The organism is Pseudomonas sp. IPO3778 (genome assembly GCF_013386825.1).
Lineage (GTDB): Bacteria > Pseudomonadota > Gammaproteobacteria > Pseudomonadales > Pseudomonadaceae > Aquipseudomonas.
Genome location: NZ_JACARC010000038.1, coordinates 116,378 through 140,740, shown reverse-complemented (window position 1 = coordinate 140,740; position 24,363 = coordinate 116,378). Strand labels below are relative to the sequence as shown.

Below are 24,363 nucleotides of genomic sequence, written 5' to 3'. Positions count from 1 at the left end.
CCCGCGTCATGCAGTTGATTGAACATGCCGATTCGCCACGCTCCATTCGTTTGCACGCGCTGGATAACGTGGTGATTGTGGTCAACGACCAGGGTGTACCGGCGGGGACTGAGTTTCCCGACGGCCTGGTGACGGTGGATTTCATTCCCCAAAGCCATAAGGTGACCCTGGAAGACATCCCTGAAGGCGGCCGGATCATTCGCTACGGCCAGACCATCGGTTATGCCTTGCGCCCGATTCCTCGCGGCAGTTGGGTGCAGGAAGATCAACTGCGCATGCCCACGGCGCCACCCCTGGACAGCTTGCCGCTGTCCACCGAGGTGCCCGAGGCTCAGGCGCCGCTGGAAGGCTTTACCTTCGAGGGTTATCGCAATGCCGACGGTACCGTTGGCACGCGCAATATTCTGGGGATCACCACCACAGTGCAGTGTGTCACCGGGGTGCTGGACCATGCGGTCAAGCGCATCAAGGACGAGTTGTTGCCCAAGTACCCGAACGTCGATGACGTGGTCGCGCTGACCCACAGCTACGGCTGCGGCGTGGCGATTACCGCCACTGACGCCTACATCCCGATCCGCACGGTGCGCAACTTGGCGCGCAATCCGAACCTGGGCGGCGAGGCCCTGGTGATCAGCCTGGGTTGCGAGAAATTGCAGGCCGGGCAGGTGATGCATGAAAACGACAGCTCGGTTGATCTGAGTGAGCCGTGGCTGTACCGGTTGCAGGATTCCAGCCATGGTTTTACCGAAATGATCGAACAGATCATGGAATTGGCTGAAACCCGTCTGAAGAAACTCGACCTGCGTCGGCGGGAAACGGTACCGGCGTCGGAGTTGATCCTCGGCATGCAGTGCGGCGGCAGTGATGCCTTCTCCGGCATCACCGCCAACCCGGCACTGGGTTACGCCTCGGATTTGTTGCTGCGGGCGGGCGCGACGGTGATGTTTTCCGAAGTGACCGAAGTGCGCGATGCCATCTACCTGCTGACGTCCCGTGCACAGAACCAGGACGTGGCCCGGGAGCTGGTGCGGGAAATGGATTGGTACGACCGCTACCTGGCCAAGGGCGAGGCGGATCGCAGCGCCAACACCACGCCGGGCAACAAGAAGGGCGGGTTGTCGAATATTGTCGAGAAGTCGTTGGGCTCCATCGTCAAGTCGGGCAGCAGTGCGATCAACGGCGTGCTTGGCCCGGGCGAGCGGTTTAATCGCAAGGGTCTGATCTTTTGCGCCACGCCGGCCAGTGATTTTGTGTGCGGTACGCTGCAGTTGGCGGCGGGGATGAACCTGCATGTGTTCACCACCGGGCGTGGCACGCCGTATGGGCTGGCGATGGCGCCGGTGGTGAAGGTCTCGACGCGCACCGAGCTGGCGCAGCGCTGGCCGGACCTGATTGATATCGACGCCGGGCGGATTGCTACCGGGCGCGCGACGATCGAGGAATTAGGCTGGGAGTTGTTCCACTTCTACCTGGATGTGGCCAGCGGCAAGAAGCAGACATGGGCGGAGCAGCACAAGCTGCATAACGACATTACGTTGTTCAACCCGGCGCCGATCACCTGATACAGCTGTGCACTGTGTGGGAGCTGGCTTGCCTGCGATAGCGGTAGGTCAGTCAACAATGATGTTTGCTGTACCGACGCCATCGCAGGCAAGCCAGCTCCCACATTTGATCGGTGTGCTCCAGACGAACCCGTGCCAGGTGGCTTATCATTAGCCACCTACCGACGCCCACCCAAGGTTCTCTCCGGCATGCTGGCAATCTTCCTACAAACCCTGAACATCACCGCGCCGGTGTTTGCCATGCTGTTCCTGGGCGTCCTGCTCAAGCGCATCCATTGGATCAACGACAACTTTATCCACACGGCTTCGTCGCTGGTGTTCAACGTCACCATGCCGGCCTTGCTGTTCCTGGGGATTCTCCACGCCGACCTGCATTCGGCCCTCAAGCCCGGGCTGCTGATTTATTTCTCCGTCGCCACCCTGTTGAGCTTCGCCCTGGCCTGGGGCTGGGCGATCTTTCGTTGCCCACGGGAAGACCGCGGCATTTACGCCCAGGGCGCGTTTCGCGGTAACAACGGCGTGATCGGCCTGGCCCTGGCGGCCAGCATGTACGGCGACTACGGGATTTCCCTGGGGGCCGTGCTCGCGGCGCTGGTGATCCTGTTCTACAACACCCTCTCGACCATTGTGCTGGCGGTGTACAGCCCGGTGATCAAGTCCGATCCGTGGAGCATCTTCAAGAGTGTGCTGGCCAACCCATTGATCATCAGCGTGATCGCGGCGGCACCCTTTGCGTATTTCCAGATGGGCTTGCCCGGCTGGCTGGAATCCTCCGGGCAGTACCTGGCGGACATGACGTTGCCGTTGGCGTTGATCTGTATCGGCGGCACGTTGTCGTTGGCGGCACTGCGCAAAAGCGGGAACATGGCCCTGAGTGCCAGCCTGATGAAGATGGTCTGGCTGCCGGTGCTCGCGACCCTGGGTGCGTGGCTCCTGGGGTTCCGTGGTGCGGAGCTGGGGATTTTGTTCCTGTACTTCGGTTCGCCCACGGCGGCGGCCAGTTTTGTGATGGCGCGGGCGGCGGAGGGCAATCATGAGCTGGCGGCCGCGATTATCGTGATCACCACCTTGATGGCGGCGGTGACCACAAATATCGGGATCTTCGTGTTGCAGGCGGGCGGCTGGATCTAAGCGTCTTTCTGGTAACTGTCGATCACTTCCTGAGCGGCACGAAAGGCATCAATCGCGGCCGGCACACCGGCATACACCGCGCAATGCAGCAGCGCTTCGCGAATCTCCTCCACGGTGCACCCATTGTTCAGCGCGCCGCGCACATGGCCCTTGAGTTCCTGCGGGCACTTGAGGGCGGTCAAGGCCGCGAGGGTGATCAGGCTGCGGGTTTTCAGCGGTAACCCTTCACGATTCCACACGCTGCCCCAGGCGTGCTCGTTGACGAAATCCTGCAGCGGCTGGCTGAACTCGGTGGCATTGCCCAGCGCCCTATCCACAAACACATCACCCATTACCTGGCGGCGCATTTCAACGCCGGGCTTTTTCTGTTCGGTCATTGCGATTCCCTCTTGTGTTGGCGGCGCCAGGCTCGCAGCGAGGTGAACAACAGGAAAGCCACCAGCGCTGGCAGGACGTAATACAGCATCAGTTGTTCAAGCGTGTTGGCCAGCGGCATGCCGAAGGTGAACGACACCACGTGCAGCCCATACACCAAATACAGGCCCAGGAACACCAGGCCTTCGGCCCGCGTGACCCGGTACCCCGAATAAAACACCGGCAGGCACAGCGCGACCGCGCCGAGCATCACCGGCAGGTCGAAATCCAGGGCGTTGGGCGACACCGACAATGGCGAGGGCGCCACCAGGGCGGTAAAACCCAGCACCCCGAGCAGGTTGAACAGGTTGCTGCCGATCACGTTGCCCACGGCGATTTCCCGTTGCCCACGCAGGGCGGCGATCAACGAGGTGGCGAGGCACGGTAGCGAGGTGCCGACGCCCATCAGCGTCAGGCCGATGATGCGTTCCGACAGCCCGAGGTCCTCGGCCACGTCCACCGCGGCGCCCAGCAGCAGGTGCCCGGCGAGTACGAGGATCAGCAGCCCGCCGATCATCAGCAACACGCTGCTCAGCCAGGGTGCCTGCACCACGGTGTCGAGGGTGCGGGGGCGGCGGGAGTGGCGGGTCTGGTAGAGCAGCACGCCGAGGTAGGCCACCAGGGCGGCCAGCAGCAACAGGCCGTCGACGGGCGTGAGTTCTTCATTGGCGGCGAGTACAAACACCAGCAGGCTGGCGAGGATCATCACCGGGATGTCCAGGCGCACCAGTTGCCGCGAGACCCGCAGCGGAATGATCAGGGCGGCCAGGCCAAGGGTCACCAGGGTATTGAAGATGCTGCTGCCGATCACACTGCCCACGGCGATGTCGGTGTTGTCTGCCAGGGTGGCCTGCAGGCTGATCGCCATTTGCGGTGCGCTGCTGCCGAAGGCGACGATGCTCAGGCCGATGATCAGCGGCCGCACCTTGAGGCTGGCGGCCAGGCGCACGGCGGCGCGCACCAGAACTTCGGCACCGACGATGAGCAGCAGCAGGCCGCTGATCAGTTCGATCACGCTGAAGAGCGAGAGGGCGGTTAATCCGAAAATGGCCTGGGCTCCGTCGGTCAGTTGCTGAGGGCTTGTACGCGAACACGCGCGGTGCCGCTGCTGATCATACCCAGCTGTTCGGCGGCCTTGCGTGAAAGGTCAATCAGGCGCCCACGGGTGTGCGGGCCGCGATCGTTGATGCGGACAACCACGCTTTTGTTGTTGTCGAGGTTGGTGACCTTCACCTGCGTGCCGAAGGGCAAGCGACGATGGGCGGCGGTCAGGGCATTCTGGTTGAACGGTTCACCGCTGGCGGTGCTTTTACCGTGGTGTTTGGCGCCGTAGTAGGAGGCGGTGCCGGTTTCGTCGTAGCCGTTGGGGTCGATGAGGCCGCTGGCGCAGCCGGTGAGCAGTGAGAACAGGGCCAATAGGCCGAGTAGACGCTTCATTCAAGGTGTCCCCGAAAGTGATGTGGAAATCGGCTTATGTGGGAGCCGGGCTTGCCCGCGATGCAAGCGCCTCGGTCTTTCAGGTGCACCGAGGTGATGCTATCGCAGGCAAGCCAGCTCCCACACAAGCCGGTTCCCGCAGTGAGACGACCGCGATCAGCCTTCGAGCTTGCTTTTCAGCAGTTCGTTGACCTGTTGCGGGTTGGCCTTGCCTTTGGAGGCTTTCATGGCCTGGCCGACAAAGAAGCCGAACATCTTGCCGCGCTTGGCTTCATCGGCCGCGCGGTATTGTTCAACCTGTTCGGCGTTGGCGGCCAGCATCTCGTCGAGCACCGCCGAAATCGCGCCGCTGTCGGTGACTTGCTTCAGGCCACGCTTCTCGATGATCTCGTCAGCGCTGCCTTCGCCTGCGGCCATGGCTTCAAACACGGTCTTGGCGATTTTGCCGGAGATGGTGTTGTCTTTGATGCGCAGCAACATGCCGCCCAATTGCTCGGCGGACACCGGTGCTTCGTCGATTTCCAGGCCCTGTTTGTTCAACAGGCTGCCCAGCTCAACCATCACCCAGTTGGCCGCCAGTTTGGCGTCGCCGGCAATGCTCACGACTTTTTCGAAGTAGTTGGCTTGCTCGCGGCTCGAAGCCAGGACGCTCGCGTCATACACCGAAAGACCGAATTGCTCCTGGAAGCGCTCGCGTTTTTGCGGCGGCAATTCCGGCAGGGTGGCGCGCACGTCAGCCAGGAACGAGTCCTCGATGACCACCGGCAACAGGTCCGGGTCGGGGAAGTAACGGTAGTCGTTGGCTTCTTCCTTGCTGCGCATGGCGCGGGTTTCGTCTTTGTTCGGGTCGTACAGGCGGGTCTGTTGGATCACCTTGCCGCCGTCTTCGATCAGTTCGATCTGGCGGCGCACTTCGGTGTTGATCGCCTTCTCGATGAAACGGAACGAGTTGACGTTCTTGATCTCGCAGCGGGTGCCGTACTCGACCTGGCCTTTTGGCCGCACCGACACGTTGCAGTCGCAACGCAGGGAGCCTTCGGCCATGTTGCCGTCGCAGATGCCGAGGTAACGCACCAGCGCGTGGATCGTCTTGACGTAGGCCACGGCTTCCTTGGCGCTGCGCATGTCCGGCTCGGACACGATCTCCAGCAGCGGCGTGCCGGCGCGGTTCAGGTCGATGCCGGTGGCGCCGTTGAACTCTTCATGCAGGCTTTTGCCGGCATCTTCTTCCAGGTGCGCACGGGTCACGCCGACACGTTTGATGGTGCCGTCTTCCAGCGGGATGTCCAGGTAGCCCTTGCCGACGATCGGCAATTCCATCTGGCTGATCTGGTAACCCTTGGGCAGGTCCGGGTAGAAGTAGTTTTTACGGGCGAACACGTTGTGCTGGCCGATCTCGGCGTCAATCGCCAGGCCGAACATCACCGCCATGCGCACCGCTTCCTGGTTCAGCACCGGCAGTACGCCGGGCATGCCCAGGTCTACGAGGCTGGCCTGGGTGTTGGGCTCGGAGCCGAACGTGGTGGCGCTACCGGAGAAAATCTTCGATTGGGTGGCGAGCTGGGTATGAATCTCCAGCCCGATCACGACTTCCCATTGCATAGTGTTCTCCTCAGAAGCCGGTAGGGGTGCGAGTGTGCCAGTCAGTGTTCAACTGGTACTGGTGCGCCACATTAAGCAGGCGGCCTTCCTGGAAATACGGGGCGAGCAGTTGCACGCCTACCGGCAAACCGTCGACGAAACCAGCAGGCATGGACAAGCCCGGCAGCCCGGCGAGGTTGGCGGTGATGGTGTACAGGTCTTCCAGGTACTCGGCGATCGGGTCGCCGGTCTTGGCGCCGATCTTCCAGGCCGGGTTCGGCGTGGTTGGGCCGAGGATCACGTCGACTTCATTAAAGGCTGCCATGAAGTCGTTCTTGATCAGGCGACGGATCTTTTGCGCCTTGAGGTAGTACGCGTCGTAGTAACCGGCCGACAGGGCGTAGGCACCGACCATGATCCGGCGTTGTACTTCCACGCCGAAACCTTCGCCACGGGAGCGCTTATAAAGGTCGGTGAGGTCTTTCGGGTTTTCGCAGCGGTAGCCGAAACGCACGCCGTCGAAACGCGACAGGTTGGAGGACGCTTCTGCCGGGGCGATCACGTAGTAGGCAGGAATCGCGTGCTGGTTGTTCGGCAGGCTGATTTCCTTGATCACGGCGCCGAGCTTTTCCAGCGCCTTGACGCTGTTGTGCACCAGTTCGGCAATGCGCGGATCGAGGCCGGCGCTGAAATACTCTTTGGGCACGCCAATGCGCAGGCCTTTGATCGAGGTGTTCAGGCTGGCGCTGTAGTCCGGCACGGGCTCATCGATGCTGGTGGAGTCCTGCGGATCGAAGCCTGCCATACCTTGTAACAATATTGCGCAGTCCTCGGCCGTGCGGGCCAGAGGGCCGCCCTGGTCGAGGCTGGACGCGTAGGCAATCATGCCCCAGCGGGAAACGCGACCGTAGGTCGGTTTCAAACCGGTGAGGTTGGTGAATGCAGCCGGTTGGCGAATCGAACCGCCGGTGTCGGTGGCCGTGGCCGCCGGTAACAGACGAGCGGCAACCGCGGCCGCCGAACCGCCGGACGAACCGCCGGGCACGTGCTCAAGGTTCCACGGGTTTTTCACCGGGCCATAGTGGCTCGATTCGTTGGCCGACCCCATGGCGAATTCGTCCATGTTGGTCTTGCCCAGGGTCACGGCCCCGGCAGCGGCCAGCTTGGCCACCACGGTGGCATCGTAGGGCGCCTTGAAATTGTCGAGCATCTTCGAGCCGCAGCTGGTGCGGATGCCCTGGGTGCAGAACAGGTCTTTGTGGGCAATCGGCGCACCCAACAGGGCGCCGTTCTCACCGTTGGCGCGACGTGCGTCGGCGGCCTTGGCCTGGCTCAGGGCCAGTTCTTCGGTGATGCTGATGAAGCTGTTGACCTGTGGGTCCAGCTCGGCGATACGCGCCAGCAGGGTTTTGGTCAGCTCTTCGGAAGAAAACTTTTTGTCGGCGAGACCGCGGGCGATCTCGGCCAGAGTCAATTGATGCATTGCAGGCTCTTTCCCTTTAGTCGATGACTTTCGGAACCAGGTACAGGCCGTTTTCGACCGCTGGCGCGATGGACTGGTAAGCCTCGCGGTGATTGCGCTCGGTCACGACGTCGGCGCGCAGGCGCTGGCTGGCTTCCAGCGGGTGAGCCAGGGGCTCGATGCCGTCGGTATTCACGGCTTGCATTTGGTCGACCAGCCCGAGAATGCTGTTCAGGGCTGCGGTGGTCTGTGGAAGATCGGCTTCATTGAGGCCCAGGCAGGCCAAATGAGCGATTTTTTCCACGTCGGAGCGTTCAAGCGCCATGGGATTCTCCAGTGGAAAACAGAACGGAAGCTATCCGTGTGTTAGATTGTAGGAACACTACCGCATTTCTACGGTCATATGGCCGCGATTGTGGGGGTTGGTGCACAGAAAGTCGGCCAATTTAGCACATTGGCGCCTTGCCCAAAATCCCTGTCGTTGTTAGAGTTTGCCGCACTTTTTTACCCACGCGTTGCCTAGGGTCCCTTTCCCATGTTCAAGAAACTGCGTGGCATGTTTTCCAGCGATCTTTCCATCGACCTGGGCACTGCCAACACCCTTATTTACGTGCGCGAGCGCGGTATCGTCCTGAATGAGCCATCGGTTGTGGCCATTCGGACCCATGGTAATCAGAAAAGTGTCGTTGCCGTTGGCACCGAGGCCAAGCGCATGCTTGGCCGAACACCGGGCAACATCGCTGCCATTCGTCCGATGAAGGATGGCGTGATTGCCGACTTCAGCGTCTGCGAGAAGATGCTGCAGTACTTTATCAACAAGGTTCACGAAAACAGCTTCCTGCAGCCCAGCCCTCGTGTGCTGATCTGCGTTCCGTGCAAATCCACCCAGGTGGAGCGTCGTGCCATCCGTGAATCGGCCCTTGGTGCCGGTGCCCGTGAAGTGTTCCTGATCGAAGAGCCAATGGCCGCTGCGATCGGTGCCGGCCTGCCGGTTGAAGAAGCGCGCGGTTCGATGGTGGTGGATATCGGTGGTGGTACCACTGAAATCGCCCTGATCTCCCTTAATGGTGTGGTGTATGCCGAATCCGTACGGGTTGGCGGCGACCGCTTCGACGAAGCGATCATCACCTACGTGCGTCGTAACTACGGCAGCCTGATCGGTGAATCCACCGCCGAGCGCATCAAGCAGGAAATCGGTACCGCTTACCCGGGCGGCGAAGTTCGCGAAGTGGATGTTCGCGGTCGCAACCTGGCCGAAGGCGTTCCACGTGCCTTCACCCTGAACTCCAATGAAGTGCTGGAAGCTCTGCAAGAGTCCCTGGCTACTATCGTTCAGGCTGTGAAGAGCGCTCTGGAGCAATCGCCTCCGGAACTGGCTTCCGATATCGCCGAGCGTGGCCTGGTACTGACCGGTGGTGGCGCCTTGCTGCGCGACCTCGACAAGTTGCTGGCCCAGGAAACCGGCCTGCCAGTGATCGTCGCTGAAGACCCGCTGACCTGCGTCGCCCGTGGTGGTGGCCGTGCACTGGAAATGATGGATAAACACACCATGGACCTGCTCTCCAGCGAATAAGATGTTGCTGGTTGGCCCATGCTTCGCTCGCAGGCAGCACTTTGCAGTGCTGCCTGTTGGCGTTTATCTTCTTCAATCTGCATCCAGGCCGGTTTGATGCCGTATGAATAAAGAAAACATTTGCCCGGGAGGAGCGGCTTATTAAACCGCTTTTCTCCAAAGGCCCCTCATTGGGCGTGCGCCTGCTGGTGCTGGTCGTGCTATCGGTTGCGCTGATGGTGGTCGATGCCCGCTTCACACTGCTCAAGCCAGTGCGTAGCCAGATGTCGCTGGTCCTGATGCAGAGTTACTGGATCACTGACCTGCCGCAACGTCTCTACCAAGGTGTGGCCAGCCAGTTTGGCAGCCGTACCGAGCTGGTGGCCGAGAACGAAAAACTCAAGACCGAAAACCTGCTGCTGCAGGGACGCATGCAAAAGCTCGCGGCCCTCACCGAGCAGAACGTTCGGCTGCGCGAGTTGCTCAATTCTTCCGCGTTGGTCAACGAAAAGGTCGAGGTGGCCGAATTGATCGGCATGGACCCGAATCCCTTCACCCATCGCATCATCATCAACAAGGGTGAGCGCGACGGTGTGGTCCTTGGCCAGCCGGTGCTCGATGCCCGTGGCCTGATGGGCCAGGTGGTGGAGTTGATGCCCTACACGTCCCGCGTCCTGTTGCTGACCGACACTACCCACAGTATTCCGGTGCAAGTTAACCGCAACGGCCTGCGGGCGATTGCCAGCGGTACGGGCAACCCGGAGCGCCTTGAGTTGCGTCACGTCGCGGACACCGCTGACATCAAGGAAGGCGACCTGCTGGTCAGTTCCGGCCTGGGTCAGCGTTTTCCGGCAGGTTACCCAGTGGCCACGGTCAAGGAAGTGATCCACGATTCCGGCCAGCCGTTCGCTATCGTGCGTGCAGTGCCGACCGCCGCATTGAACCGCAGCCGCTACCTGCTGCTGGTGTTCAGCGACAACCGCACCGCGGAAGAGCGCGTTAACGCCGCCGCCCAGGCCCAGGAAGCAGAAGACAAGCAAAACGGCGCCACGCCGATCATTCCGGCAACTGTGCCAAAACCCGCTGCACCCGCCGCCCCGGCGCCGGTTCCTGCAACGCCAGCCGCACCTGTTGCCACTCCGGCCAAACCCGTCGCCCATAGCACGCGCCCGGCCAAGCCTGCGGCTGCAACACCTGCCGCTACCAAACCGCCTGCCGCCACCAAGCCACCGGCAGCGGCCCCGGCAACCACTCGGCAGAGGGAAGAATAATGGCCGGTACTCATCCGCGTAACGGCTGGATCGTCTGGTTGACCTTCGCCATCGGCTTGCTGCTCAGCGTTTCGCCGTTGCCGCAATTCATGGAGATCCTGCGTCCGCTGTGGCTTGCCTTGCTGTTGGCGTTCTGGGCCCTGGCGCTGCCGCACAAGGTCGGGATGGTCACCGCCATGTGCCTCGGGCTGATGGAGGACGTGCTCTACGGCACGTTACTCGGCCAGAACGCGCTGATCCTGACCCTGATTACGTTCCTGGTGTTGTCATTGCAGCAACGCTTGCGCATGTTTCCGATGTGGCAGCAGTGCCTGGTGATCCTGGTGATCTTCGGCCTGGCGCAGTTGGTACAGCTGTGGCTCAGTGCCCTGACCGGCAATCGCCAACCGACCCTGGCGCTGGTGTTGCCGGCACTGGTCAGTGCGCTGTTGTGGCCCTGGATCAGTTTTGGCCTGCGTGGATTACGTCGTCGCTATAAAATCAATTGAATGGATCGCGAGGCTCTGCCTGGTTATCAAACCCCACAGGGAGAGTCTGAATGAATTCGCTTTATCTGGCCTCGGGCTCCCCGAGGCGGCGTGAACTGCTGACAAAGATCGGTGTGCCGTTTACCGTCGTCAGCGCCGCGATTGATGAAACTCCCCTTACGAATGAATCGCCCGCGTCCTACGTAGAGCGCCTGGCGCGTGGCAAGGCTGCGGCCGGTCGCGCTGCCCTGGCCGATGCGGCTGGCACCTGCGTGCTGGGTGCCGACACCGCCGTCATCCTCGACGGCCAGATCCTCGGCAAACCGGTGGATCAAGCCGATGCCCAGGCCATGTTGCTGGCCCTTTCTGATCGTGAACACGAGGTTCTTACCGCCATCGCCCTGATTGACGGCCAGCGTTGCGAAACGCGGCTGGTCACCAGTCGCGTGCGGTTTCGCAAGATTTCAGCGGATGAAGCCACCACTTATTGGCACAGCGGCGAGCCCCAGGACAAAGCGGGCGGCTATGCTATCCAAGGCCTGGCGGCGGTGTTTGTCGCCGGACTCAATGGCAGCTACTCCGCCGTCGTTGGCTTGCCGGTCTGCGAAACCGCGGAACTGTTGGGCCAATTCGGCATACCCTGTTGGCAAAACCTTACCGTGCGCTAAACGCCGTATTCCAGCGCCAAGCCTTAAGCGATCGGTCACTATTGTGAAAACGCCTGAACGAGACCCAGCCATGAGTGAAGAGATTCTGATCAATATCACGCCGATGGAATCGCGCGTGGCGGTGGTAGAGAACGGTGTTCTGCAAGAAGTGCACGTCGAGCGCACGCAAAAACGCGGGATCGTCGGCAATATCTATAAAGGCAAGGTGGTGCGTGTGTTGCCGGGGATGCAGGCGGCGTTCGTCGACATCGGCCTGGACCGCGCCGCGTTTATCCATGCTTCGGAAATCTCCCTGCGCGAAGGCCCGGCGGTTGAAAGCATCAGCGCCCTGGTGCACGAAGGGCAAAGCCTGGTGGTGCAAGTCACCAAGGACCCGATTGGCTCCAAGGGCGCGCGGCTGACCACCCAACTGTCGATTCCTTCGCGCTACCTGGTTTACATGCCGCGCACGGCCCACGTGGGCATCTCCCTGAAAATCGAAGACGAAGCCGAGCGCGAGCGCCTGAAAAAGGTGGTGAGCGATTGCGTGGCGCTGGAAGGCATCAAAGAGGCCGGCGGATTTATCCTGCGTACCGCTGCAGAAGGCGCCGGGGCCGATGAAATCCTCATGGACATCCGCTACCTGCGCCGCTTGTGGGACCAGATCGGCGCCCAGATCAAGACCATTGGCGCACCCAGCGTGATCTACGAAGACCTCGGCCTGGCCCTGCGCACCTTGCGCGACCTGGTCAGCCCCAAGATCGAGAAAATTCGCATCGACTCGCGGGAAACCTTCCAGCGCACCACGCAATTTGTTGCCGAGTTGATGCCGGAAATCGCCGACCGCCTTGAGCATTACCCGGGCGAGCGGCCGATCTTCGACCTGTACGGTGTTGAAGACGAAATCCAGAAAGCCCTCGAGCGTAAAGTGCCACTCAAGTCCGGCGGCTACCTGGTGGTGGACCCGGCGGAAGCCATGAGCACCATTGACGTCAACACCGGCGCCTTTGTGGGGCATCGCAACCTCGAAGAAACCATCTTCAAGACCAACCTCGAAGCGGCCACTGCGATTGCGCGCCAGCTTCGCCTGCGCAACCTGGGCGGGATCATCATCATCGACTTCATCGACATGGAAGACGAAGAGCATCAGCGCCAGGTGCTGCGTACGCTGGAGAAGCAACTGGAGCGTGACCACGCCAAGACCAACATCATCGGCATTACCGAGTTGGGCCTGGTGCAGATGACGCGCAAGCGTACCCGCGAAAGCCTGGAGCAAGTACTGTGCGAGCCGTGCAGCAGTTGCCAGGGCCGCGGTAAGTTGAAGACCCCGGAAACGGTTTGCTACGAGATTTTCCGGGAAATCCTGCGGGAGGCACGCGCCTACCAGGCCGAGGGCTATAGAGTCCTGGCCAACCAGAAGGTGGTCGACCGGTTGCTGGATGAAGAGTCCGGCAATGTGGCCGAGCTGGAGGGTTTTATCGGGCGCACCATTCGCTTCCAGGTCGAAACCATGTATTCCCAGGAACAATATGACGTGGTGCTGCTCTGATTCGCGTTAGTTCTTATCAACGAGACCGGCAGACCTTGATCTGCCGTCCGACTATTGCTTTTGAGGGTCGCCTGACATGGAGCGTCTGATACGCTTTTTTGCCGCATTGACCCGCTGGGGCCTGGGCCTGTGCGCGTTGCTGCTGGTATTGGCCGCGGTGTACGTGAGCCTTGGCCGTGAATTGACCCCGCTGGTCGCGGAATACCGGGGCGAAATCGAAGCCAGGGCCCGCACGGCACTGGACATGCCCCTGAGCATCGGCAGCCTGGAAGGGCGCTGGAGTGGCTTTGCGCCGGTGCTGATGGCTCACGATGTGATGGTCGGCGAGGGCAACAGCGCCCTGCGCCTGGACCAGGTACAAGTGGTGCCGGATATCTGGGCCAGCCTGCTGGCGCGCGAAGTGCGCATTGCCCACCTGGAAGTCAGTGGCCTGCAAGTCAGCGTAAAGGAAGACAAGGACGGCCACTGGGCGCTGCAAGGCCTGCCGGTGCAGGATGACCAGCCACTGGACCCCGAACAGCTGCTGACGCGCCTGCAAATGGTCGGGCAAGTCTCCTTGCTCGACAGCCAGGTAACGCTGCAGCCGTTCGACCAGGCGCCGCTGACCTTGACCTATGTCGGCTTGAGCCTGCAGACCGGCGCCAGCCGCCAACGCCTGGACGCGCGCTTGACCCTGCCCGACGGCCAACCCCTGGCGTTGAACCTGCGCACGCGAGTCCAGGCCAGCCAGTGGAGGGACGGCGAAGTCCAGGCCTACCTGAGCGTGCCCCAGAGTGACTGGGCAAAATGGATCCCGGCGAAACTGACCCAGCAATGGAAGCTCACCGAGCTCAAGGCCGGCGGCGAGTTCTGGATGACCTGGGCCAAGGGCACCGTGCAAAGCGCTGCGGTGCGCCTCAATGCCCCGCAGCTCAAGGGCAGCTACGCCGACCGCAAGCCGACTCACATTGAGAACCTGGCGCTGACTGCGTACCTGCAGCGCAGTGACAGCGGCCTCAAGGTGCTGTTTGACTCGCTGGCGATGAAACTTGGTGACACCCGCTGGGAATCGCGCGTGCAATTGCAGCAAACCCTGGCCACCGACAAGGCCCAGGAAGTCTGGAACCTGCAGGCGGATCGCCTCGACCTGACGCCGATTACGCCGTTGCTGCATGCCCTGGTTCCGTTGCCGGAAGCCCTGGCCACCACCCTGGATCATCTGAAGGCCACCGGCACGCTGCGTAATGTCTTGCTGGATTACCGTCCCCAAGACACCACTGACCAGCGCGTGAGCTTCGCAGCCAACCTCGACCGCATCGGTTTTGACGCCTACTTCGGTGCCCCGGCGGCCCGCAATGTCAGCGGCAGCATCAGCGGTGACCTGGGCAAAGGCGAGTTGCGCATGGACAGCAAGGACTTCTCCTTGCACCTGTTTCCGATTTTCGCCAAGCCCTGGCAGTACATCCAGGCCAACGCCCGCCTGACGTGGAAGCTGGATAAAGAAGGCTTCACCCTGATTGCGCCGTACATCAAGGTGCTGGGGGAAGAGGGCAAGGTGGCGGCCGACTTCCTGATTCGCCTGCACTTCGACCATAGCCAGGAAGACTACATGGACCTGCGGGTCGGTATGGTCGATGGCGATGGCCGTTTCACCCCCAAATACCTGCCGGCCGTTTTGAGCCCGGCCCTCGACGAATGGCTGCGCACTGCCATTCTCAAAGGCGCGGTGGACCAGGGTTTCTTCCAGTACCAAGGGTCGCTGAACCACGACGCACTGCCTGCCTCGCGCAATATCAGCCTGTTCTTCAAGGTCCATGACGCGGAACTGGCGTTTCAACCGGGCTGGCCGCATGTGAGCAAGGTCAAGGGTGAAGTGTTTGTCGAAGAGAGTGGCGTGCGCATCCTGGCCAGCAAAGGCCAGTTGCTCGACACCAAGGTCAATGACATCTACGTCAACATTCCCCATGCCCCCGAAGGCAAGGACAGTCACTTGCTGCTGACTGGCAACTTTGCCGGCGGTCTGGGTGATGGCCTGAAGATCCTTCAGGAAGCGCCGATCGGCACTGCCTCGACCTTCGCCGGCTGGAAAGGCGAGGGCGACCTGCAAGGCAAGCTGGACCTGGATATTCCCCTGGCCAAGGGTGCCGATCCCAAGATCGTGGTCGACTTCAAGACCGACAAGGCGCGCCTGCAGCTGGCTGAGCCGACGCTGGACCTGAGCCAGCTCAAGGGAGACTTCCGCTTCGACAGCGCCAAGGGCCTGAGTGGCCAGAACATCAGCGCCCAGGCGTTCGACCGTCCTGTCACGGCGCAGATTTTCGCCGATGGCAAGCAAGGCAACCTCAATACCCGCGTCACGGCGAAAGGGCAGGTCACCGTCAAGCGGCTGACTGACTGGCTTAAGGTCAGCCAGCCGTTGCCGGTGTCTGGCGATATCCCCTACCAATTGCAGCTCAACCTCGACGGCGCCGACAGCCAGTTGATGGTCAGTTCCAGCCTCAAGGGCGTGGCGGTGGACCTGCCGGCACCGTTCGGCATGCCGGCCAGCCAGGGCCGCGACAGCGTGTTCCGCATGACGCTGCAAGGCAATGAACGCCGCTACTGGTTCGATTATGGTGAGTTGGGCAGTTTCACCTTCGCGGCCCCGTCGGACAATTTTGCCGATGGCCGTGGTGAGTTGTTCCTGGGTGATGGCGATGCCGTGTTGCCGGCCAGCAAGGGCTTGCGTATCCGCGGCGTGTTGTCGGAACTGGATATCGACCCGTGGAAAAAACTCGTGGACCGCTACGCGGGCAATGACCCGGGTGGCAGTGCCAAGCAGCTGTTGAGCGAGGCCGACTTCAAGGTTGGCAAACTGACCGGCTTCGGCACCCAGTTTGATCAGGTCAACCTGCAACTGGATCGCAAACCCGCCGCCTGGGGCTTGCAGTTTGACAGTCAGCAAGCCAAAGGCACTGTCGGGCTGCCGGACGCCAAGGGCGCGCCGATTGCGATCAATTTGCAGTACGTGAAGTTGCCTGCGGTGGATCCGACGGTGCAGGCGGATGAAAATGCGCCGGACCCGTTGGCTGATGTTGATCCCAAGGACATCCCGGCGCTGGATATCGCGATTGACCAGTTGTTCCAGGGCCCGGACCTGATAGGTGCCTGGTCGTTGAAAGTTCGGCCGACCACCAAAGGCATGGCATTCAACAGCCTCAATCTGGGCCTCAAGGGCATGTTGCTCCAGGGCGCCGGCGGTTGGGAGGGCGTGCCGGGTTCCAGCAGCAGTTGGTACAAGGGGCGTCTGGATGGCAAGAACATTGCGGACGTGCTCAAGGGCTGGGGTTTTGCGCCGAGCGTGACTAGTGAAGAGTTTCACGTGGACGTGGACGGCCGCTGGCCGGGTTCGCCGGCCTGGGTGGGCCCAAAACGCTTCTCCGGCAGCCTGGACGCCAGCTTCCGCAAAGGCCAATTCGTCGAAGTGGACGGCGGCGCCCAGGCCCTGCGGGTGTTTGGCTTGCTGAACTTCAACTCCATCGGCCGCCGGCTGCGCCTGGACTTCTCGGACCTGCTCGGCAAAGGCTTGAGCTATGACCGGGTCAAGGGGCTGCTGGCGGCCAGCAATGGCGTGTTTGTGACCCGCGAGCCGATCACCATGACGGGCCCGTCGAGCAACCTCGAGCTCAATGGCACCCTGGATCTGGTGGCTGATCGTGTCGATGCCAAGTTGCTGGTGACACTGCCGGTGACCAACAACTTGCCGATTGCCGCGCTGATTGTCGGCGCGCCGGCCATTGGCGGTGCGTTGTTCCTGATCGACAAGCTCATTGGTGACCGTGTTTCGCGTTTCGCCAGCGTGCAGTACAAGGTCGAAGGCCCGTGGAAAGACCCGAAAATCACCTTCGACAAGCCATTTGAAAAACCAAACTGAGTGCCCGCGGAGTAGCATGGCACTATCCCTTTTTGGTGCGTGCCTTTTCTGGAGTGTGGGCCCATGTCCTTTGCGGTAATTCAAATGGTCAGCCAAAGCGACGTGCTGGCCAACCTGGCCCAGGCCCGGCGCCTGCTGGAGCAAGCAGCGGCGGGCGGTGCCAGGCTCGCCGTACTCCCGGAAAACTTCGCCGCCATGGGCCGTCGCGATGTGGCCGATATCGGTCGCGCCGAGGCCTTGGGCGAAGGTCCGATCCTGCCATGGTTGAAACAGACCGCCCGCGACCTCACCTTATGGATAGTGGCCGGCACTTTACCGTTGCCTCCCAAGGATCAACCGAACGCCAAGTCCAATGCCTGCTCGTTGTTGATCGATGATCAGGGCGAAGTCGTCGCCCGCTACGACAAGCTGCACCTGTTCGATGTGGACGTGGCGGATGCCCGGGGCCGTTATCGCGAATCCGATGACTATGCTCATGGTAGCCAGGTGGTGGTGGCGGATACGCCGGTGGGGCGCCTCGGGCTGACGGTGTGCTACGACTTGCGCTTCCCGGAGCTGTACAGCGAATTGCGCGCTGCGGGTGCTGAATTGATCACCGCGCCCTCGGCCTTTACGGCGGTGACGGGCGCCGCGCACTGGGACGTGCTGATTCGTGCCCGGGCCATCGAGACCCAGTGTTACCTGCTGGCGGCCGCCCAGGGTGGCGTGCATCCGGGCCCCCGGGAAACCTTCGGGCATGCCGCAATTATCGACCCGTGGGGGCGAGCGCTGGCACAACAGGATCAAGGCGAGGCGGTGTTGCTGGCCGAACGCGATAGCAGTGAACAGGCGTCGATACGGACGCGCATGCCGGTGGCGGGCCACCGGCGCTTTTTCTCGCAGGGCGCACAGCGACCTGCTTCAGAACGATGAATTTAAGGCCAAACCTATGAGCGAGTTGTTGTCCTCAGTCAGTGAACACCTCCTGGCGCCCGGTGGCGTGACCATCGAAAGCTTGCAAACGGTCCTCGGCGATCTGGCCGGGCCAGGCATCGACGCTGCCGACCTGTACTTTCAGGGGCAGATTTCCGAGTCCTGGGCCCTGGAAGACGGGATCGTCAAGGAAGGCAGTTTCAACCTCGACCAAGGCGTGGGCGTGCGTGCGCAGTCCGGTGAAAAAACCGGCTTTGCCTACAGCAATGCCATCACCCTTGAAGCCCTGGGCCTGGCGGCTCGCGCTGCCCGCTCGATCTCCCGTGCCGGCCAAAACGGCACGGTGCAAGCGTTCAGCACCCAGGACGTGGCCCAGTTGTACGCCCCGGATAACCCGCTGGAAGTCATCAGCCGCGCCGAAAAGGTTGAGTTGCTCAAGCGTGTCGACGCGGCCACCCGTGCCCTGGACCCGCGTATCCAGCAAGTCACCGTGAGCATGGCCGGGGTGTGGGAGCGCATTCTCGTGGCCTCCACCGATGGCGGCCTGGCGGCGGATGTGCGGCCACTGGTGCGTTTCAATGTCAGCGTGATCGTCGAGCAGAACGGCCGCCGCGAGCGCGGTGGCCATGGCGGCGGCGGGCGGACCGACTACCGTTATTTCCTCACTGAAGACCGTGCCATGGGGTATGCCCGTGAGGCGCTGCGCCAGGCTCTGGTCAACCTGGAAGCCATTCCGGCACCGGCCGGTACGTTGCCGGTGGTGCTGGGTTCGGGCTGGTCCGGCGTGCTGCTGCATGAAGCGGTGGGCCACGGCCTGGAAGGCGACTTCAACCGCAAGGGCAGTTCCGCCTACAGCGGACGCATGGGCGAGATGGTTGCGTCCAAGCTCTGCACCATCGTCGATGACGGTACCCTGGCCGGGCGTCGCGGCTCGTTGAGCGTCGATGACGAAGGCACGCCGACCGAGTGCACCACCCTGATCGAAAACGGTGTGCTCAAGGGCTACATGCAAGACAAACTTAACGCCCGCCTGATGGGCGTGGCCCGCACCGGTAACGGTCGTCGCGAATCCTACGCGCACCTGCCGATGCCGCGCATGACCAACACCTACATGCTCGGTGGCGAAAGCGACCCGGCTGAAATCATCGCCTCGGTGAAGCGCGGTATCTACTGCGCCAACCTCGGTGGTGGGCAGGTGGACATCACCAGCGGCAAGTTCGTGTTCTCCACCAGTGAGGCGTACTTGATCGAAGACGGCAAGATCACTGCGCCGGTCAAGGGTGCAACGTTGATTGGCAACGGCCCGGAAGCCATGAGCAAGGTATCGATGGTCGGTAACGACCTGTCGCTGGACAGCGGTGTAGGGACGTGTGGGAAAGACGGGCAGTCGGTGCCGGTGGGTGTCGGCCAGCCAACCTTGAAAATTGATGCGATCACCGTGGGTGGCACGGGGTCGTAAGAACGGGAGCTTCGGGTGGCGAAGGCCGCCACCCGGGGAAGAGGGTCAGCGCAGGCCGCGTTGACTATCGTCCAGCTCACGGATGTATTTGAAGATTTTTCGGCTGGAGGCCGGTGGCTTGCTTTGCGCCAGTTCGTGCTGGGCCTGACGGATCAGGGAGCGCAATTGTTGGCGATCGGCATCCGGGTATTCGATGACGAACTTCTCCAGTACCGCGTCGTCGCCTGCGATCAGGCGATCACGCCAGCGTTCCAGGTTGTGGAAGCGCTCGTTGTACTGGCGAGTGGAGGCATCGAGTTGATCGAGCAACGTCAGAATGGCGTCCGTGTCCTGGTCGCGCATCAGTTTGCCGATAAACATAAGGTGCCGTTTACGCGCGATATTCGCGGTGTGCTTGGGCGCATCGTTCAGAGCCCGGCGCAGGGCGTCGGTCAATGGCAGTTTTGCACACAAGTCAGGCTTGAGTGTTGTAAGGCGCTCGCCGAGGTCAACCAGAGCATGCAGCTCGCGTTTGACCTGAGATTTGCTTTTCTCCCCATCGAGGGAGTCGTCGTAAGAATCAACCATGGTGGCAGTCCGCAAAGAAACGCCGCCATGATAACCAGTCGGGGGCCGCTTGTCCGGCCCGGTCGCTAGAAGGCCTTAACCGAAAGCAGAATTTGAGTGGAGAAAACCATGAGTGCAGCCCAAAGCGTCGGTCCGCAAGCGTTACCGGCACTGCAGGAACAAGTCGAGCAGATCATTGCCGAGGCCAAGCGCCAGGGGGCCAGTGCCTGTGAAGTGGCGGTGTCCCTGGAGCAGGGGTTGTCGACTTCGGTGCGCCAGCGTGAAGTGGAAACCGTCGAATTCAACCGCGACCAGGGGTTTGGTATCACCTTGTACGTGGGCCAGCGCAAAGGCTCGGCCAGCACCTCCGCCAGCGGCCCGGAAGCGATTCGCGAAACCGTCGCCGCGGCGCTGGCGATTGCCAAGCACACCTCTGAAGATGAAAGCTCGGGCCTGGCCGATGCAGCCTTGATGGCTCGGGACTTGAAAGATTTTGACCTGTTTCATGCCTGGGACATTACCCCGGAGCAGGCCATTGAGCAGGCGCTGACCTGTGAAGCGGCGGCGTTTGACGCTGACAGCCGGATCAAGAACGCCGATGGCACGACCTTGAGCACCCATCAGGGTTGCCGCGTGTATGGCAACAGCCACGGCTTTATCGGTGGGTATGCCTCCACGCGTCACAGCCTGAGCTGCGTGATGATTGCCGAAGCCAACGGCCAGATGCAGCGTGATTACTGGTACGACGTGAACCGCCAGGGCGATTTGCTGATGGACCCTGTGCTCATCGGCCAGCGTGCCGCGCAACGGGCCGCCAGCCGCCTGGGCGCGCGCCCGGTGCCGACGTGCGAAGTGCCGGTGCTGTTTTCGGCGGAACTGGCCGGGGGGTTGTTCGGCAGCTTCCTCGGGGCGATTTCCGGCGGCAACCTGTATCGCAAGTCGTCGTTCCTGGAAGGGGCGATCGGCCAGAAGCTGTTTCCGGAGTGGCTGACCATCGATGAGCGTCCGCACCTGATGCGTGCCATGGGCAGTTCGTCGTTTGACGGTGATGGCCTGGCCACCTATGCCAAGCCGTTCGTCGAGAACGGTGAGTTGGTGTCCTACGTGCTGGGCACTTACGCTGGCCGCAAGCTCGGCCTGCCCAGCACCGCCAACTCCGGTGGCGTGCACAACCTGTTCGTGACCCACGGTGATGAAGACCAGGCGGCGCTGCTGCGGCGCATGGGGCGGGGCTTGTTGGTCACCGAGTTGATGGGCCATGGCCTGAACATGGTCACGGGCGACTACTCCCGTGGCGCGGCGGGTTTCTGGGTCGAGAACGGCGAGATCCAGTTCGCTGTGCAGGAAGTGACCATCGCCGGCAACATGCGCGACATGTTCAAGCAGATTGTCGCGGTGGGTAATGACCTGGAGCTGCGCAGCAACATCCGCACCGGTTCGGTGTTGATCGAGAAGATGACCGTCGCCGGCAGCTAACCCGCCAACAGTCGCTATAAAAAAGGCGCGCCACCCAATGGGGTGGCGCGCCTTTTTTTGTGCCTGGAATTCCGAGTGATTCACTCAGGCTCTTGTTTTGATTCTCAATATCATTTAATAATAAATATCATTACCGAATGAGCGTGGATCATGAGTTCTGTCCTGCATGAGGATCCTTACCTGGAAAGCTGGCGTTGGATGAGTCGTCAGATTCGTTGCGGCCTTGATCCCGACGAGCCTCGCCTGATCGAACATTACCTGGCCGAAGGCCGGTACCTCGCCTGTTGCACCGCGACCCATCCGTGGACCATTGGCGAAACCTCATTCCGCCTGCTGCTCGACACCGCCTCCGACATCGCCTTGCCCTGGCATTGGCGGTCCATGTGCCTGGGGCAGGCCTGGCGCCCATTGCGCGACCTGGAAAAACTGTCCCACTGTGCCTGCCGCCTCAAGCGCTGGCAGACCTTTGCCTGGCAATTGGCGACCTGCGAATTGCTTCCATCGATTTCTCACTCTGACCTGGTGCAAGGATCTTCCGATGAGTAACACCCGTATCGAACGCGATAGCATGGGCGAACTGCAAGTACCTGCCGAGGCTTTGTATGGTGCGCAAACCCAGCGAGCGGTGAACAACTTTCCCATCAGCCATCAACGTATGCCGGCGCAATTCATCCGCGCCCTGATCCTGGCCAAGGCAGCCGCCGCCAAGGCCAACGTTGAACTGAAACAACTGAGCGTATCCCAGGGCAAGGCCATCGTCGATGCCGCCCAAGGCTTGCTGGAAGGCGATTTCATGCAGCACTTCCCGGTGGATATCTTTCAGACCGGTTCCGGCACCAGCTCCAACATGAACGCCAACGAAGTGATTGCGACCCTCGCCAGCCGCTTGCTGGGCGAGCCGGTGAACCCCAACGATCACGTCAACTGCGGCCAGAGCAGTAACGACATCATCCCGACCACCATTCACGTTAGCGCGGCACTGGTGCTGCACGAACAAACCCTGCCGGCGTTGCTGCACCTGGTGCAAGTGATCGAGCACAAGGCCGAGGACGTGCACCGCTTCGTCAAGACCGGCCGCACGCACCTGATGGACGCCATGCCGGTGCGCATGAGCCAGGTGCTCAATGGTTGGGCCCAGCAGCTCAAGGCCAACATCGGCCACCTGCAAGACTTGCTGCCGAGCTTGCAGGCGCTGGCCCAGGGCGGCACCGCCGTCGGTACCGGGATCAATGCCCATCCGGAGTTTGCGGCGCGCTTCAGTCAGCAACTCAGCAGCCTGACCCAGGTCCAGTTCACGCCCGGCAAGAACCTGTTTGCGCTGATCGGCTCACAGGACACGGCCGTCGCGGTCTCCGGGCAGCTCAAGACCACCGCGGTGTCCTTGATGAAAATCGCCAACGACCTGCGCTGGATGAACTCCGGCCCGTTGGCCGGTCTCGGTGAAATCGAACTGGAGGGCCTGCAACCGGGCTCCTCGATCATGCCGGGCAAGGTCAACCCGGTGATCCCGGAAGCCACGGCGATGGTGGCGGCACAAGTCATCGGTAACGACTCGGTGATCACCATCGCCGGCCAGTCCGGCAATTTCGAACTCAACGTGATGCTGCCGATCATCGCCCAGAACCTGCTCAGCAGCCTGGAGTTATTGGCCAACTCCAGCCGCTTGCTGGCAGACAAGGCCATCGCCAGCTTCAAGGTCAACGACGCCAAGCTCAAGGAGGCGCTGTCGCGCAACCCGATCCTGGTGACCGCCCTCAACCCGATCATCGGTTACCAAAAGGCCGCCGAAATCGCCAAGAAAGCCTATCAGCAGGGCCGCCCGGTGATTGATGTGGCGCTCGAACACACCGACTTGCCCCGCAGCCAACTGGAAATCCTGCTGGATCCGGAAAAGCTCACGGCCGGCGGCGTGTAATCACCGACCCTGCTTTGGAGGCTCACCATGGAGCACTGGAAACGTACGATCGAACGGGCCAATCGCTGCTTTATGGCGGGCGAGCTGGTAGACGCCCGCGAGGCCTACTTGCAAGCCCTGGCCCTGGCTCAAGTGTTGTTTGAGCGCTGGGCGGATGCCGACGAAGCGGTGGCGGCTTGCGTCATCTCCCATCACAACCTGGCGGACCTGCACCTGCGGCTGAACCAGCCGGAAGAAAGCGCGGAATACCTCTGCGCCATTCATCAGCGTCTGTTGCAGACCATGCAGGACACCCGCCTGAACCCGCTATTGCGGGAGGCGGCCCTGCGCCAGAGCAGCAAGACCTACGTCGAGCTGTTGAATTTCATCAGCGATCACGGCGAGTACCCACGTACCCACCGTCTGCTGGGCAGCAACGTGGCGCCATCGGATGCGTCGACCCGCAACAGCCCTTTTTATGGAGCTCATTGATATGTCCTACACCTTGCCGGCCTTGCCTTACGCCTACGATGCCCTTGAACCGCATATCGACGCGCAAACCATGGAGATCCACTACACCAAGCACCACCAGACCTACATCAATAACCTCAACGCCGCCGTTGAGGGCACCGAGTTTGCCGTCTGGCCGGTAGAGAAACTGGTGTCCAGCGTGCAGCAACTGCCGGAAAAGCTCCGGGCGGCGGTGATCAACCAGGGCGGCGGTCATGCCAACCACTCGTTGTTCTGGGCCGTCATGTCGCCCAAGGGCGGCGGCAAGCCCGACGGCGCACTGGGCAAAGCCATCGATGAGCAATTGGGTGGTTTCGACGCCTTCAAAGAGGCTTTCACCAAGGCTGCCCTGACCCGTTTCGGCAGTGGCTGGGCGTGGCTGAGCGTGACCCCGCAAAAGACCCTGGTGGTAGAAAGCAGCGGCAACCAGGACAGCCCGCTGATGAACGGCAATACGCCGATCCTCGGCCTGGACGTCTGGGAACACGCTTACTACCTGCTGTACCAGAACCGTCGTCCGGAATACATCAATGCGTTCTACAGCGTTATCCATTGGCCGGAAGTTGCCGGGCGCTACCAGGCTGCGTTGGGCTGACACTCC

Annotated in this window: 22 protein-coding genes; 15 read left to right on the top strand and 7 right to left on the bottom strand. The window is 61.6% G+C overall.

Annotation, left to right across the window (positions count from 1 at the left end; translation table 11 throughout):
• Positions 1–8: 8 nt before the first annotated feature.
• On the top strand, positions 9–1,562 hold the full coding sequence (gene garD, locus HX855_RS20515; RefSeq protein WP_177084262.1) for a galactarate dehydratase: 1,554 nt from the start codon (positions 9–11) through the stop codon (positions 1,560–1,562).
• 189 nt (positions 1,563–1,751) lie between these two features.
• Entirely contained in the window at positions 1,752–2,693 is a 942-nt protein-coding gene (locus tag HX855_RS20510; RefSeq protein ID WP_177084261.1) for an AEC family transporter, read from the top strand.
• Here HX855_RS20510 and HX855_RS20505 read toward each other — a convergent pair.
• From HX855_RS20505 to gatC, 6 genes are all read right to left on the bottom strand, one after another.
• Positions 2,690–3,070 (bottom strand): carboxymuconolactone decarboxylase family protein, encoded by a 381-nt coding sequence (locus HX855_RS20505; protein ID WP_003216068.1) that lies wholly within the window; start codon positions 3,068–3,070, stop codon positions 2,690–2,692. The genes HX855_RS20510 and HX855_RS20505 overlap by 4 nt on opposite strands.
• The gene (locus HX855_RS20500) at positions 3,067–4,113 is read right to left on the bottom strand and encodes a calcium/sodium antiporter (RefSeq protein WP_177084420.1); all 1,047 of its coding nucleotides are present in this window, start codon (positions 4,111–4,113) and stop codon (positions 3,067–3,069) included. The genes HX855_RS20505 and HX855_RS20500 overlap by 4 nt, the downstream gene beginning before the upstream one ends.
• Positions 4,114–4,172: 59 nt before the next feature.
• Positions 4,173–4,544 carry a septal ring lytic transglycosylase RlpA family protein gene (locus HX855_RS20495; protein WP_177084260.1) on the bottom strand — a complete coding sequence of 124 codons (372 nt, stop codon included), beginning with the start codon at positions 4,542–4,544 and terminating at the stop codon, positions 4,173–4,175.
• 156 nt (positions 4,545–4,700) lie between these two features.
• A complete protein-coding gene (gatB, locus tag HX855_RS20490) occupies positions 4,701–6,146 on the bottom strand; it encodes an Asp-tRNA(Asn)/Glu-tRNA(Gln) amidotransferase subunit GatB (protein WP_177084259.1) in 1,446 nt (481 codons plus the stop codon).
• A gap of 10 nt (positions 6,147–6,156) precedes the next feature.
• Complete coding sequence (gatA, locus tag HX855_RS20485) at positions 6,157–7,608, bottom strand: Asp-tRNA(Asn)/Glu-tRNA(Gln) amidotransferase subunit GatA (RefSeq protein ID WP_177084258.1); 1,452 nt, start codon at positions 7,606–7,608, stop codon at positions 6,157–6,159.
• A 16-nt stretch (positions 7,609–7,624) separates the two neighbouring features.
• Entirely contained in the window at positions 7,625–7,912 is a 288-nt protein-coding gene (gatC, locus tag HX855_RS20480) for an Asp-tRNA(Asn)/Glu-tRNA(Gln) amidotransferase subunit GatC (RefSeq protein ID WP_032860102.1), read from the bottom strand.
• 210 nt (positions 7,913–8,122) lie between these two features.
• On the opposite strand from gatC, the gene mreB reads away from it, so the two are divergent.
• The 8 genes from mreB (at position 8,123) to tldD (ending at position 19,336) form a co-directional block, all read left to right on the top strand.
• Entirely contained in the window at positions 8,123–9,160 is a 1,038-nt protein-coding gene (gene mreB, locus HX855_RS20475; protein WP_002555108.1) for a rod shape-determining protein MreB, read from the top strand.
• A 140-nt stretch (positions 9,161–9,300) separates the two neighbouring features.
• The gene (gene mreC / locus HX855_RS20470; protein WP_177084419.1) at positions 9,301–10,410 is read left to right on the top strand and encodes a rod shape-determining protein MreC; all 1,110 of its coding nucleotides are present in this window, start codon (positions 9,301–9,303) and stop codon (positions 10,408–10,410) included.
• The gene (gene mreD / locus HX855_RS20465; RefSeq protein ID WP_177084257.1) at positions 10,410–10,898 is read left to right on the top strand and encodes a rod shape-determining protein MreD; all 489 of its coding nucleotides are present in this window, start codon (positions 10,410–10,412) and stop codon (positions 10,896–10,898) included. The genes mreC and mreD overlap by 1 nt, the downstream gene beginning before the upstream one ends.
• A 50-nt stretch (positions 10,899–10,948) precedes the next feature.
• Positions 10,949–11,545: a nucleoside triphosphate pyrophosphatase gene (locus tag HX855_RS20460; protein WP_177084256.1), complete on the top strand. Its 597-nt coding sequence runs from the start codon at positions 10,949–10,951 to the stop codon at positions 11,543–11,545.
• 70 nt (positions 11,546–11,615) lie between these two features.
• The gene (gene rng, locus HX855_RS20455; protein WP_003216085.1) at positions 11,616–13,073 is read left to right on the top strand and encodes a ribonuclease G; all 1,458 of its coding nucleotides are present in this window, start codon (positions 11,616–11,618) and stop codon (positions 13,071–13,073) included.
• Positions 13,074–13,149: 76 nt separating this feature from the next.
• Complete coding sequence (locus HX855_RS20450; protein ID WP_177084255.1) at positions 13,150–16,965, top strand: YhdP family protein; 3,816 nt, start codon at positions 13,150–13,152, stop codon at positions 16,963–16,965.
• A gap of 63 nt (positions 16,966–17,028) precedes the next feature.
• A complete protein-coding gene (locus tag HX855_RS20445; RefSeq protein ID WP_177084254.1) occupies positions 17,029–17,877 on the top strand; it encodes a carbon-nitrogen hydrolase family protein in 849 nt (282 codons plus the stop codon).
• Between the two features lie 16 nt (positions 17,878–17,893).
• Positions 17,894–19,336, top strand: a complete 1,443-nt coding sequence (gene tldD, locus HX855_RS20440) for a metalloprotease TldD (protein ID WP_010170608.1) — start codon at positions 17,894–17,896, stop codon at positions 19,334–19,336.
• 45 nt (positions 19,337–19,381) lie between these two features.
• Here the strand turns inward: tldD and yjgA are convergent, their stop codons facing one another.
• Positions 19,382–19,903 (bottom strand): ribosome biogenesis factor YjgA, encoded by a 522-nt coding sequence (gene yjgA, locus HX855_RS20435; protein WP_003216092.1) that lies wholly within the window; start codon positions 19,901–19,903, stop codon positions 19,382–19,384.
• Positions 19,904–20,011: 108 nt separating this feature from the next.
• Between yjgA and pmbA the strand changes: the two genes are divergently transcribed.
• The 5 genes from pmbA to HX855_RS20410 all read left to right on the top strand — a co-directional run bounded on the left by pmbA (position 20,012) and on the right by HX855_RS20410 (position 24,357).
• Positions 20,012–21,358, top strand: a complete 1,347-nt coding sequence (gene pmbA, locus HX855_RS20430; RefSeq protein ID WP_177084253.1) for a metalloprotease PmbA — start codon at positions 20,012–20,014, stop codon at positions 21,356–21,358.
• A 150-nt stretch (positions 21,359–21,508) separates the two neighbouring features.
• The gene (locus tag HX855_RS20425; RefSeq protein ID WP_177084251.1) at positions 21,509–21,904 is read left to right on the top strand and encodes a FagA protein; all 396 of its coding nucleotides are present in this window, start codon (positions 21,509–21,511) and stop codon (positions 21,902–21,904) included.
• On the top strand, positions 21,897–23,273 hold the full coding sequence (locus HX855_RS20420; RefSeq protein WP_177084250.1) for a lyase family protein: 1,377 nt from the start codon (positions 21,897–21,899) through the stop codon (positions 23,271–23,273). Before HX855_RS20425 ends, HX855_RS20420 begins: the two co-directional genes overlap by 8 nt.
• 27 nt (positions 23,274–23,300) lie before the next feature.
• Complete coding sequence (locus HX855_RS20415) at positions 23,301–23,744, top strand: hypothetical protein (protein WP_003216099.1); 444 nt, start codon at positions 23,301–23,303, stop codon at positions 23,742–23,744.
• Position 23,745: 1 nt separating this feature from the next.
• Positions 23,746–24,357 carry a superoxide dismutase gene (locus HX855_RS20410; protein ID WP_177084248.1) on the top strand — a complete coding sequence of 204 codons (612 nt, stop codon included), beginning with the start codon at positions 23,746–23,748 and terminating at the stop codon, positions 24,355–24,357.
• Positions 24,358–24,363 lie beyond the last annotated feature (6 nt).

Coding starts and splice junctions, on each gene's coding strand:
- yjgA (WP_003216092.1), bottom strand. CDS start 19,903: ATGGTTGATTCTTACGACGACTCCCTCGATGGGGAGAAAAGCAAATCT.
- HX855_RS20460 (WP_177084256.1), top strand. CDS start 10,949: ATGAATTCGCTTTATCTGGCCTCGGGCTCCCCGAGGCGGCGTGAACTG.
- pmbA (WP_177084253.1), top strand. CDS start 20,012: ATGAGTGCAGCCCAAAGCGTCGGTCCGCAAGCGTTACCGGCACTGCAG.
- HX855_RS20510 (WP_177084261.1), top strand. CDS start 1,752: ATGCTGGCAATCTTCCTACAAACCCTGAACATCACCGCGCCGGTGTTT.
- garD (WP_177084262.1), top strand. CDS start 9: ATGCAGTTGATTGAACATGCCGATTCGCCACGCTCCATTCGTTTGCAC.
- gatB (WP_177084259.1), bottom strand. CDS start 6,146: ATGCAATGGGAAGTCGTGATCGGGCTGGAGATTCATACCCAGCTCGCC.
- HX855_RS20425 (WP_177084251.1), top strand. CDS start 21,509: ATGAGTTCTGTCCTGCATGAGGATCCTTACCTGGAAAGCTGGCGTTGG.
- HX855_RS20445 (WP_177084254.1), top strand. CDS start 17,029: ATGTCCTTTGCGGTAATTCAAATGGTCAGCCAAAGCGACGTGCTGGCC.
- gatA (WP_177084258.1), bottom strand. CDS start 7,608: ATGCATCAATTGACTCTGGCCGAGATCGCCCGCGGTCTCGCCGACAAA.
- gatC (WP_032860102.1), bottom strand. CDS start 7,912: ATGGCGCTTGAACGCTCCGACGTGGAAAAAATCGCTCATTTGGCCTGC.
- mreD (WP_177084257.1), top strand. CDS start 10,410: ATGGCCGGTACTCATCCGCGTAACGGCTGGATCGTCTGGTTGACCTTC.
- rng (WP_003216085.1), top strand. CDS start 11,616: ATGAGTGAAGAGATTCTGATCAATATCACGCCGATGGAATCGCGCGTG.
- HX855_RS20505 (WP_003216068.1), bottom strand. CDS start 3,070: ATGACCGAACAGAAAAAGCCCGGCGTTGAAATGCGCCGCCAGGTAATG.
- tldD (WP_010170608.1), top strand. CDS start 17,894: ATGAGCGAGTTGTTGTCCTCAGTCAGTGAACACCTCCTGGCGCCCGGT.
- HX855_RS20420 (WP_177084250.1), top strand. CDS start 21,897: ATGAGTAACACCCGTATCGAACGCGATAGCATGGGCGAACTGCAAGTA.
- HX855_RS20410 (WP_177084248.1), top strand. CDS start 23,746: ATGTCCTACACCTTGCCGGCCTTGCCTTACGCCTACGATGCCCTTGAA.
- HX855_RS20415 (WP_003216099.1), top strand. CDS start 23,301: ATGGAGCACTGGAAACGTACGATCGAACGGGCCAATCGCTGCTTTATG.
- mreB (WP_002555108.1), top strand. CDS start 8,123: ATGTTCAAGAAACTGCGTGGCATGTTTTCCAGCGATCTTTCCATCGAC.
- HX855_RS20495 (WP_177084260.1), bottom strand. CDS start 4,544: ATGAAGCGTCTACTCGGCCTATTGGCCCTGTTCTCACTGCTCACCGGC.
- HX855_RS20450 (WP_177084255.1), top strand. CDS start 13,150: ATGGAGCGTCTGATACGCTTTTTTGCCGCATTGACCCGCTGGGGCCTG.